4 protein-coding genes are annotated in these 12,605 nt (G+C 67.7%); all 4 read left to right on the plus strand.

Annotation, left to right across the window (positions count from 1 at the left end):
• Positions 1 to 488: 488 nt before the first annotated feature.
• Positions 489 to 1,367 (plus strand): hypothetical protein, encoded by an 879-nt coding sequence (locus RKE38_RS10465; protein WP_316007362.1) that lies wholly within the window; start codon positions 489 to 491, stop codon positions 1,365 to 1,367.
• 406 nt (positions 1,368 to 1,773) lie between these two features.
• Entirely contained in the window at positions 1,774 to 4,548 is a 2,775-nt protein-coding gene (locus tag RKE38_RS10470) for a hypothetical protein (protein WP_316007363.1), read from the plus strand.
• 122 nt (positions 4,549 to 4,670) lie between these two features.
• Positions 4,671 to 10,784, plus strand: coding sequence for an RHS repeat-associated core domain-containing protein (locus tag RKE38_RS10475; protein WP_316007364.1), 6,114 nt, complete (start codon positions 4,671 to 4,673; stop codon positions 10,782 to 10,784).
• 606 nt (positions 10,785 to 11,390) lie between these two features.
• Positions 11,391 to 11,918 (plus strand): polymorphic toxin-type HINT domain-containing protein, encoded by a 528-nt coding sequence (locus RKE38_RS10480; RefSeq protein WP_316007365.1) that lies wholly within the window; start codon positions 11,391 to 11,393, stop codon positions 11,916 to 11,918.
• The last annotated feature ends 687 nt before the right edge of the window (positions 11,919 to 12,605 follow it).

The following is a 12,605-nucleotide window of genomic DNA, read 5'->3' on the forward strand; positions in this document are numbered from 1 at the left end:
GCCACCCATGGCCCGGGAGAGCGTGCATACTCTGGGCGCCACCGCAAACGTGTCATGCCCCTCACTGGCACGGTTGCGGCTCCTGCGCCCCCACCGTGAACCCCTGCACGGTGGGGGCGCTCTGTCTGCTCCGGGCCGAACGTCGGGCCTGCAGGTTGCTGTCGTCTGGGCATGAGCAACCGGGAGGGCGAACGCACGTACCGGCCGGTTGACCAAGGCCGCGATGTGGACGTGTAGCACGAGCGACCGGCGGCGCCATCGTCCTGGTACCTGGGTGACGTGGACTTCGTACTGCTGCTTACATGGCCGGGCGAGCGTGGTCGGGTCGAGCAGCGAAAGCGAGTGCAGGACCCGCCAGGTGCTGTCGTGACGGCCCAGCATGGCGGAAGGAATCAACCACGAAGTCCCTCCGAGAAGGGTTCCGTCTGGTCTGAGTGTGCCCGGGGAGCGGCCTGCAGGGTGTCAGGGGGAGCGGGCATGCTACGCGCATGCAGGATTCCGTAGCCCGGGGCATCGCAGCCGCGTCAGCCGTCATCGCGATGACGACGCTTGCTTGGTCTGTGCTGTCGTGGCGACTTGCCGGTCCGACGTTGCGCATCCATTGCCTGGCCTACCGGGAAGAGCTGACGATCCGCGTCTTCAATGCAGGCCGGACAGCGGAGTCCCTCGAGCACATCGTGCTCGGCGGCCGCAAGGGCGGTGCGCGTGGCCTCGACCTCACTGCCCACCTTGGGCTGCCCATGCGGTTGGAACCCGGCCAGACCGGTCGCTGGCGGTTGAACCCCAGTGTGGAGCCGCTCGCCGGCCGGTGGCGCCAGGTGACTGCTGGGTGGTGCTCTCTGTGGGTGCTCACGGGTTCGATGCGCCAACCTCGGGTGGAGGTCATCCCCCTGCCGCAGAGCAGGCCGCCGGTGGTGGGGTGGCGTCTGGTGCCGAGGCGATCGAAGTTGGCGCGTTACGCGACGCTGCTTCTGGGGGTTCCGGTGGCGTTCGTTGCGGCCGTTGACCTTCGGCCTGTTGCTACGTACGCGGTCGTGTGGCTCGCCATCGGGGTCGTTGTGCGTGCCATCGTCGCTGCCGCCAGTGGCCCCGTGTTCGTTCGACGACGGGTCGAGCGGTGGGCGCTGGGCGCCGCATCGGCTTTGTCGGTGATCGAGTCCTTCAGGGCTACGGGTCGACCGACCGGGACGGACATGCCCACAGTCGACTACGTCAGCCTCATGGTGCTTGCCGTGGTCGGTATGACGTTGGCCACTCCGGGGCTTGCCGCGGACGTGGCCGCCGGGGCGCAGCTGCTCACCGAGCGGCTCCAGGGTCTGCTCACCGGCCGCCGTCGCCGCAACCCATCGAACGGGCTCGACGTGTAGTTGGCCCCCCATGGGCCACGCCCGGCGAGGTGATGCCCGCGGCGGAGCGGGGGGGATGACGTCGTCGTCGGACATGGCGCGATTCCGGTCGTCGCGGTATGACGCGGGTTTCGCGTCGCGACCAGGCATGACATCCGTCATGGCTTGCCTGTGACATACGGCCGGAGTTCGTTCAAGAGTTGGTCAAGCCGCCTCTTGTTCTGCCGGGCTCCCGACACAGTTCGAGCGCGGCCGTAATCGGGGTCGGGGGTTTTGCTTGGCAGGAGGGGTTGCTGTGATTCGTCGTGCGCGCTCGAGGGTGTCGACGCTCTGTGTGGTGGTCGCGCTGGCGTCCGCCGTGTCCGTGCAGGGGTTGCCAGTAGCGGCCGCTGCACCTGGCAGTACGACGAGCTCGGGTCCGACCCTGGTGGACAGCCTGACCACGCCGGTGCAACAAGTGTGGGAGAACCCGGACGGCACCCGGACCGCGGAGATCTCAGCCTCCCCGGTGCGGGTCAACAAGGCTGGGAAGTGGCTACCGATCGACACGACCCTGGTGACGGGTCCGGACGGGCTTCTGCGCCCCGCCGCGACCCTCGAGGACGTGGCGATCTCAGGAGGTGGAGCGACGCCATTGGTGACGCTGCGTTCTCATTCCACCACCATGGCGTTGTCTTGGCCCGCCTCGCTGCCCACGCCGTCTGTGGACGGCAACGTCGCCACCTATGCAGACGTTGCGCCCGGGGTCGACCTGCGTGTCACGGCGACGGCGGACGGCGTGTCCGAGGTCCTGGTCGTCAAGACTGCGGCCGCGTCCCACTCTGCGGTGGTGCGTTCGCTGACTCTGGGCACATCGGTCGCCGGGGGAGCGTTGACTTCGAACGGTGTCGGTGGGTTCGACCTGCGTGATGCTGCCGGCGCGCTGGTGTTCCGCAACGGCAGCGCGACGATGTGGGACACCGCCGCGCTCAACGCGTCGGAGAAGTCCCAGCTCGCCGCAGAGCAGCCCATCACCGGCACGTTGGCCGAAGGTGCGGCGGCGGCGGATGCGGTGCGCGCCCACCCGCAGCAGTCGCACCGCGGCACCGTCGGGGTTCAGCTGACCACCACGTCTGTGACCTTGACACCGGATACCTCCCTGCTCGACGACAGCACGACCCAGTACCCGGTGGTGATCGACCCGAGCCTGTCGCCGTCCACCGCTTCCTCATGGGGGATGGTGAACTCCGCGTATCCCACCACCACGTACTACAAGTGGTCCACGACCGATGAGGGTGTGGGTTACTCGGACTTCCAGTCGCCTGTGATGACGAAGAGGTTGTACTACGCCTTCGCCACCTCGGCGCTGGCGGGCACGCACATCATCAGCGCTCAGTTCTCTGCCACCGAGACCTGGTCGTCGGGGTGCGTGGCCCGTGAGATCGACCTGTGGCGAACCGGGAACCTGGCTTCGACCACGTCGTGGAACACGATGCCTGGGTGGACCACAAAGGTGACTTCGGCGACGGTGGCGCACGGAAACCCCTCATGCGCCACCAGCGGCACGACCATCACCCCCACGGACTATGCGGTGGAGTTCAACGCGCTGTCGGCCGTCTCCACGATCGCCTCGTCCAAACTGTCCAGCGCCACTTTCGGTCTCCGTGCCGCCAGTGAGACCGACGACTTGGCCTGGAAGCGGTTCAAGGCCGACGGCAAGCTCACCGTCACCTACGACCACTTCCCGAATACCCCCACGTCGTTGAACCTCGTCACCACCGCCGGTGCCGCAGTCGGATGCGGTACGTCGACGACGCCGGTGCCCATCAACTCGAGTTCGTTCTACGCGCGCGGCAACTTCACCGACCCCGACACCGGCGACCAGCTCACGGCCACGTTCAAGTACTGGTCAGTGGCGACGGGGACATTGATCTCGACACGCAACATCGGTCCCCAGGCGCAAGGGACGATCCAAACCGCCATCTGGGGCGGGATGAACACGGCTACCTACGGGCTGGTGTACCGGTGGCAGGCGTACTCCACCGACCCCTCAGGGCAGACATCGCCCATCGCGCCGAGCGCGTCCACATACTGCTATCTGAAGATCGACACGAGTGCCCCGAACCCGCCGAATGTCACAGCCAACATCAACGGCGTTGACACGGCCCCATCCTCGACAGGGCCCGTCAGCAACATCGCCGCCGGTACCGCCTTGACGTTCACCTTTAAGCCCGGCGGTTCGGTCACGACCGACACCTTCCGTTACCGCTGGTCGGTCAACTCCGACGCTCCCGGACCGGAGTACCTCCCGGCGACAGCCACTGCCGGCGCCGTGGTCACGAAGTCCATCACGCTGAAGTCGGCCGGTCCCACCACCGTGCGGGTGTGGGCGTACGACCAAGCGGGTAACCAGTCGGCACCGCTCGACTTCGACTTCGTCACCACAGGGTCGACACCGGCACGCTGGGCCCTCGACGAGACCACGTCGCCTTCGTCCTACGACACCAGCTGCAAGCCCACCGGGTTTGGTCCAATCGCCTCGGCCATGTCTTGGGGTGCGGGCGTCGTGTCGGCGGCAAGCCGATACGGCAACGGCCTGAGCCTGACCTCAGGCAGCGCCGCCACTGCTACCGCATCGCCGTTGTCCGCCCAGGACGCGCAGCAGAACCCGGCGGCCACGGCTACCGCGTGGGTCCACATCGACCCTGCGGCGTTGAGTGCGTCCTCGTTCGTGAACCGGACCTTCTTCAGCGTCGACGGACCCTCCGGCTCGGCTCTGACCGTGGGTATCGGGCTCGACAGCACCCAGACTCCGCGGTTGATGGCGCAGCTGAGCAACACCGGCAGCACGGCCCCCACACAGGTGTTCGACACCAACGAACTCAGCACCGATTACTGGTACGAGGTGGCGGCGAGCGTCGACTACGAGACCGGGCTCATTCAACTGTTCGTGTACGTCGCGGACGACTTCGGCGTGAACAGCCCCACGGGCGGGATCTCCACCTCGTGGGACCCCTCCAAGGTCACCCCGGTCCAGCTCACCGGGGTTCAGCGTGTTGGCGCTGCCAAGACCTCTGCCGGAGCCCTGACCGGGCAGTGGTTGGGGCAGGTGGACGAGGTGCGCACCTTCCGGGCCGCGTTCACGGCCGACAACGGGCTCGCTGCAAACACCCTGGACCAGTGGATGACTGACTACCCCACCCAAGGAGCACCGCTGTGCTGAAGCGATTCCCTCGTGCAGGCGCACTGGTGACCTTGGCCAGCGCCGCTCTGGTGGCAACCACTGCGTTGGCCGTCTCCCCAGGGGCGGCAAACGCGGCCACAACCCCCGTGCACGCCCCAGCGGTGACCAAGGACCGTGCCGGCAAAGTCACCCCCGTCACGGCCCGTCCAGCGCGCAAGCCGGTGTGGCCGACCGGCACCACAGTGGCCAAGGCGTGGCCGAGTCCGGGCCAAGCGACGCTCACGGTCGACACGACCCGCCGGCGCGCAGGCCAGCTCCCGCTGACGCTACGCGCTGCGAACGCGACCACCAGCTCGACGGCGACCACCGTCCGCCTGTGGCCCCGCCCCGCGGGGAACGCCCTGGGTCGCGGCGCCGACAGCATCGTCGTGTCGCTCTCCGGTGCTCTGCAGACGCCCATCCAACTGGACCTTGACGCCGCCGCGGCTGCCTCGAACACCGGCGGCGACTGGCTCACCAGAACCAGCCTCGTCCAGCTCACCGGATGCCGCGTCACCTCCACCAGCATCACCGGCTGCACCGGCACCAAGCACCTGGCCACGAAGAACGACGGACACGGTCACCTCACGACCACGCTGCCGGCCACCCCCAGCACCACCACCACGCAGACGATGCAGCCCATGGTGGTCGCCACTGCCACAAGCAGCTCCGGTCCTGCCGGAAGCTACGCTGCTACGCCCTTGGCCGCCGCGTCCTCCTGGAGCGGTGGTGGACAGTCGGGTTCCTTCTCCTGGAACCAGCAGCTGGCGTTGCCTCCGGTCCCCGGCGACCTGGCACCGCCGGTCACGGTCGGCTATGACTCCGGCTCGGTCGATGGACGCGTGTCGGCCAGCAACAACCAGCCGTCCTGGCTTGGCGACGGGTTCGACCTGGACCCCTCCGGGTACATCGAGCGACGGTACGTGCCGTGCTCGCAGGACATGACCGGCGGCAACAACACGGTGTCCACCAGCGACAACTGCTGGAAGTCCGACAACGCCACCATCTCCATCGCCGGGCACTCCGGGCCCTTGGTCAAGGACAAGACGTCCGCCACGTGGAAGCTCTACGAGGACGACGGGACCAGGTTCGCCCACTACGGCACCCTGGGCGCCGCGGGTGAGTACTGGACGATGACCACCCAGGACGGGACCGTCTACACGTTCGGCAAGGGCACCCCCGCCGTGGGAACCGGTGCCACCAACAGCGCCTGGGCCGCGCCGGTGTTCGGCAACCAGTCCGGGGAGCCGTGCTACGTCGCGGGCAACTACGCCGGTTCTGTGTGCCCGAACGCTGTCTGGCGGTGGAACCTGGACTCCATCGTCGACATCCACGGCAACGCGGTCTCGTTCAAGTACGCCACGGAGACCAACAACTACGGCGAGAACAACAACCACACCGTTGTCACGTACACCCGCGGCGGCTACCTGACCGAGATGGACTACGGGCAGCGCACCGACGCCCCCACAGCCCTCCCGGTCGGGAAGGTCCTGTTCAGCACGGCCGAACGGTGCATCACCGACTCCACGTTCACCAACTGCGCCGCGTCCAACCTGACCGCGAGCACGGCCTCGCATTGGCCGGACGTGCCGTTCGACCAGATCTGCACGGCCGCGACGGGCACCGTCACCGCACCGACCACCGGCGGGTGCGTCAACGTGCAGGCACCCGCGTTCTTCACCCGCATCCGCCTGACCGGGGTCACCACCCAGATCGTGTCCGGAACCACATACACCGACGTGGACTCGTGGGCGTTCACGCAGAAGTTCCTCGACCCCGGCGACGGCACCAGCAAGCTGCTGTGGACGTCCACCATGGCCCGCACGGGCAAGGTCGGGGCGACCCTGGCGACGCCGACCGTCACGTTCGTCCCGAGCAGCACTCCGACCCCGAACCGGGTCGACGCGGTCGGCGACGGTGCCCCAGCCATCTACCGGTACCGAATCTCCTGGATCGACAACGGACAGGGCGGCACCACCACGGTCGGGTTCACCGGCCAGGACTGCACCGCGACCGACAAGCCGACGGACCCTGCCAACAACACCCGGCGCTGCTTCCCGGCGCAGTACCTGGTTCCGAACCAGGTCACGCCGACGTTGAACTGGTTCAACAAGTACCTGGTCAGCCGGGTCGTCACCACCGACGCCGTGGCCAGCCAGCCGAGTGTGACCACGTCGTACCAGTACGTCGGTGCGCCGGCGTGGCACTTCGACCGCGACGACCTCACCCCTCAGAAGCTGCGCACCTGGGGGCAGTGGCGCGGATACGGCTCCGTACGGACCTTCGTTGGGGCCAGCCCCGGCCCGTGGTCGGCGTCGGAGGACACGTTCATGCGCGGCATGGACCACGACTGCCTCACCACGGCGTGCACCACGTTCAAGTCAGTCAGCGTCACCGACTCCCGCGGCGGCACCATCAGCGACGCCGACCAGGACAACGGGTTCACCCGCGAGAGCCGCCAGTACGCGTCCGGCACCCCCACGCTCGACTCCAGCGGCAACGTCACCTCCTCCACCGTGGGTGCCACCCTGAGCGAGACCCTGAACACGCCGCTGCTCGGTGCCGTCACCGCGGACGACGGCACCCGGCAGGCGCGGCTGCGCGTGCTGTCCGCGGCGTCCACCCGCAGCTACCGCGCCGACGCCACGTACCTGGAGACGAACGACTCCACCACGTACGACGCGTACGGGCAGCCCACCCAGGAAGAATCAGCCACCGCTGAGGCCGGCACCACGTGCACGCGCACCACCTACGCCAACGACACCGCCCACTGGATCCACGTCGCGGAAACGTCCCGCGAGACCGTGTCCGTCCCGTGCGCCACCACCCCGAACCGGGCCACCGACATCGTGTCCGCCGACCGGACCCTCTACGACGGCGCCACCACGTGGTCGGCGACACCGACCCTGACCAAGGGCGACGCCACCACGCACCAGGCTATGACGCGGTGGGACACCACGACCAACACCGGCGTGTACCAGACCACGTCGACCGTCACCTACGACGCCCTCGGGCGTACCACCAGCACGGCTGACGGGCTCGGGAACAAGTCCACGACCGCGTTCACCCCCGCCACGGGTGGACCGGTCACAGGGCAGACCGTGACGGATGCCGCCACCCACACAGTCAAGACGACGCTGCAACCTGCCCGCGGCCTGGTTCTGACCAGCACGGACAACAACGGCAACGTGACCACGAACGCGTACGACGCGCTCGGTGAGCTCACCGGAATCTGGCTGCCCGGCCGCGCCACGACGTCCACCGCCAGCCGCACCTTCACGTACACGTTCGGCACGCCGACGACACCGTCGGTGGTCAAGGCATCCGTGCTGCAGAACAGCGGCAGCTACACCACCTCCGCCACTTACTACGACGGGCAGCTGCGCCCGGTCGAGGTGCAGACCCCCTCCGCGGACACCCTTACCGGTGCCCGCCTGGTCACCCAGACCATCTACAACGAACGCGGCCTGAAGTCGATCGACTACGGCCCGGTTAAGGACACCACCGGCACCCCCGGCACCGGCCTCGTCGCCGTCAACGACGGCAGCGTGCCCTCACGCACTGACTACACCTACGACGCCGCCGGCCGGCTTACCAAGACCGCCGTCCGCTCCGGCGCGGGCAGCACCCTGTGGCACACGGTCACGACCACCACCGCGTACAACGGCGACGCCACGACCACCACACCACCGGCCGGCGGGACACCGACGACCACGTTCGTCGACTCCCGTGGCAACACGGTCAAGCTGCGGCAGTACACCACCTCGTCCGGCACCGCCGGCGCCTACCAGGACACCACGTACACGCACCGCGCGGACGGGCTCCTGTCCTCGATGAAGGACCCGGCCGGGAACACCTGGTCGCGCTCCTACGACCTGTTCGGCCGCGTGACCAGCGCCACCGACCCCGACAGCGGCACCACGACCACCACCTATGACGCGGCAGGGCACGTGCAGACCGTGCAGGACGCTCGCGGCAGCATCCTGTGGTTCGGCTACGACGCCCTGGGCCGCAAGACCGCCGAACGCAAGACGAGCTCCACGGGCACCCAGCTCGCCGGGTGGACGTACGACACCGCCACCGCCGGCGTGGGCAAGCCCGCGTCCTCGACCCGGTACGACGCCAGCGGCAATGCGTACACGCGGTCCGTGACCGGGTACAACAACTGGGGCCAGCCGACCGGGACCAGCCTGAGCATCCCCACCTCCGAGACCGGGCTCGCTGGCACGTACACGACGACCATCCGGTACAACCTCGACGGCCAAATCAAGAACTATCTGCAGCCGACCATCCCTGGAGTTGCGGCTGTCAGCCAGAACCCCGGCTACGACGGCCTCGGTGCCCCGGGCTCCCTCATCGCCCAGACCGCAACTGTCGTCGCCGGAACGACCCGCTCCGCGTACGGGCAAGCACTGCAGGTCACCCTCGGCCCACTGAACAACAGCGTGTACAGCAACTACACGTACGCCGACGGCACGCGCCGCCTCACGAATGTGAAGGTCACCCGGGACAAGGGAACCGGGTACCTGGCGAACACGAGCTACACCCAGGACGACTTCGGCAACCTGACCAAGGTCACCGACGCACCCACCGACCCTGGTGCACCGAGCACCAGCGTTGACACGCAGTGTTTCAACTACGACCCGCTGCAGCACCTGACCCGGGCGTGGACGCCCGCTTCCGCGGACTGCGCCGCGGCACCGACCGTGGCCGGGCTCGGTGGGCCTGCGCCGTACTGGACCGACTGGACCTACAACAACGCCACCGCAGTCCGGACCGGGCAGACGGTCCACGCCTCCACCGGCGACACCACCACCACGTACGCGTCCCCGGCCGCGGGTGCGGTCCGCCCGCACTCGCTGACCAGCCGCACCACCGGCACCGCCACCACCTCCTACGGATACGACGCGTCCGGGGACCTGACGTCACAGTCCGGGGCAGCAGGTGCGGCCACGTACACGTGGGATGACGAGCTGCGCCTGGCCTCCAGCACGGGTGCGGCAGGCGCGACGTCACGGGTGTACGACGCCGACGGGAACCTGCTGGTCTCGCGGGATCCGGCCGGCAAGACGCTGTTCGCGGACGACACCACGGAGGTGCGGTACACCACCAGTGGTGGGACGTTGCACGTGACGCATCACTACACGTTCGAGGGTCGCCCGGTCGCGACGCAGACCGACGCGGGTGCGTTGACGTTCCTGGTGACGGACCCGCACTCGACGGCGACGATGTCGCTGTCGGACACGACGAACACGGTCACGGCCTCGCGCCGGTTCGACCCGTTCGGCAACGCGCGCGGGACTGCGGCCGGGACGTGGCCGGACACTCGCGGGTTCCTTAATGCGCCCAAGGACGCCACCACGGGGTTGACGCATCTGGGGGCGCGGGACTACGACCCGGTGCTGGGCCGGTTCATCTCGGTCGACCCGGAGCTGGATTTGTCGGACCCGACGCAGTGGAACGCGTACGGGTACGCGAACAGCAACCCGGTCACGTTGTCGGACCCGTCGGGTCGACGCCCGGAGGGCTCGGGGGACTACGGGTGCTCGAACTGCGCGATGGTGGGCGGGTCGTGGCACTTCGGGAACGAGACCGCCGGCTCGACGTCGGTGCGCGGTGGGACGTACCACCAGTCGTACGCGGCCGCGCAGACGGAACAGACATACAAGGTTCACAAGAAGGAGGAGCAGCATCGCGCCGAGGCGGGGGATAACGTGTTGGCTCGCGAAGAGCAAGCAAGGCAAGTAGCTGCGGCGAAACGGGCCCAGCTCGTTCGGAGCAGGGCCGCCCAGGCTGAGGCCGAGGCTAGGTCCGGTTCCACGAAGCACGCATCGCTCTTGTCCGTCCGCACAGTTGGCCTTTGCGGGAACCTCAACTTCGTCGGGGGTGTTGGCCCTGGGGGAACTCTCTGCGGCGGCTGGTCGGGCTGGACGCCGTTCGTGGCTGTGACCGCAGCCGGCGAGATGGGCGTGCCCTCCGCCAGTGGCACGGTGGGGTTGATGGTGAGCAACGCCCGGCGGCCATCGGACCTCAGTGGTTGGGGTGGAAACATGGGGTTCAGCGTCGGCGAGTTCGCGGTAGGCGGAGGGGATGTGGGCATCACGAAGGCGTCGGACGGTAGTGTGATTTGGACCGCGCAGGGTAACGCTGGGGTAGGTCTGCTCCCCCCTGATGGGCTGCCCCCGTGGGAGATTCACGGAGGTGGTGGCTACACGTGGACAACACCAGACCGGTGATTGGCGCGCAGCAGGGAAGCCCGGGACGGGGGCCCGTCCTTGTACGCGGGGCGGTCATGATGAAGTTCCGCTCGGGAGCGGGGGTGTACGCGTCGTGGCCGTTCGGTCGCGCCGAGGTGCACGCAGCTGACGGCGTGACGTTCAGTCTGTCCCCTCCTTGGATTGCCCGAATGGCCCGCCTCCTGTTTGGTGGTGAGGTCGCCGAGTTTCGTCGCACTGTGCGGCCCCAGAGTACGAACGAAGTGCTGCGGTATCGCCGAATGTTTCTTTTCAGGTCCGATGCGGCGGGAGATGTCGCGTTCTGGGTGGGAACAAAGTCGACCGCCTCAGCTTGGGCGGAGCTGTTGGCGGAAGCGGGTTTCTCTATTCGGCTCAGCGCAACACGACCCGGAAGTCCACGATCGCCCGGCGTACCGACCTCTTAGCTGGGTGCGCGGATGGCGCCGTGCGACGTTGACCGATGCGGCGGAGTCGTGCGCCAACATCTTCACCGCCGACACGCGGTCCCGAGGGGTCGGTCGCCAAGACCTTGTCGCCGACGGCAACCGCGACGATCTGTTCAGGGTCCCGTCGGCCCCCAAACCGGGATGACCAGGCCGCAGCCGCGTGGTTGCGCTGATCCGGCCCGCCGGGGCGCACCGAATGGTCGACGTCACGCTCAGTGACGGGTCGGTGCTGCACTCCACCGACGGGCACCCCATCTGGGACGCCACCACCAAGAAGTTCACCACCGCCGCGGACCTGCACGTCGGCGATGACGTGCTCGGAGCCGGCGGAAGCCGAGCGACCATCGTGCGGCTCACCGTCCACCGTCAGAACCTCACTGCGTACAACCTGCAGATCGACACCATCCACACGTACTACGCCGGCACTTCGCCTATCTTGGTCCACGACAGCTGCGGAGACATGATGTCCCGTCCGCAGCAGATTGCGGACAGGTTCAATGCCACGACTCGTCAGGTCAAGGACGCCATCCATGCTGCAAAGAGGCAAGGTCTCCCGCGGAACGGTCCTGTGCGCAACCCGGACCTGAGCGTGGATACGAACACTGGCGAGATCTACCCGCAACTTCCAGATGGTGGCTACGGCGACTCGATCGGCAATCTCTGGGATTACCTCGAGGGAGGTGGCTGACGAGTGCTGAGGTCTGTTGCGCTTCGCATCCGATCGGGGACCCTCTCCTGTTCCGAACTGAGCGCCCTCGCTGCAGGTGTCGCCACCCATTGCACGGATCGAGGTGCTCCCGTCAGCTCCAGACGGCCAGCGGGACCTGCGCACTCCGTGACCTCCTGGATTCTGCAATCTTCCGGTCCTGGTGAATCGCTGGCTGACCACGTGGCTGGCCTCCAGGCGGCGCTTGCAAGTCTTGACGACGTTCGCGCAGCCGACCCCACAGTCAGCGTCGATCTTGTGATTGCAGTTGAAGGCGCGCCGCTGGGCAACCTCTACGAGCTTCCCGCAGCTGTCTTATCCCGATTGGCCGCTGTCAGTTGTGGATTGACAGTCGACGTGTACGACAGCGACCTTGCCACCCAAGGGGGTACCTAGACCTGCTACCCCTTGACAGCCGGTGGTCGCGCTGATCCGACATGCTGGGGCGCACCGGATGGTCGACGTCGTGCTCAGTGACGGGTGGGTGCTGCACTCCACCTTCGACCAGTGGCTCTTCGGGAGCGAGCGCCGCTCGACGTCGGTGCGCGATGGTGGGCTCAGTCGTACGGCCGCGCCCAGGAGCAGACCACCCAGACCCACCGGCGGGAGAAGGTTCACCCGGTCGACAGCGGTGACGACGCCCTGACCTCGGTTGGGTACCCAGGCGCC

Source organism: Phycicoccus sp. M110.8 (genome assembly GCF_032464895.1).
Lineage (GTDB): Bacteria > Actinomycetota > Actinomycetes > Actinomycetales > Dermatophilaceae > Pedococcus.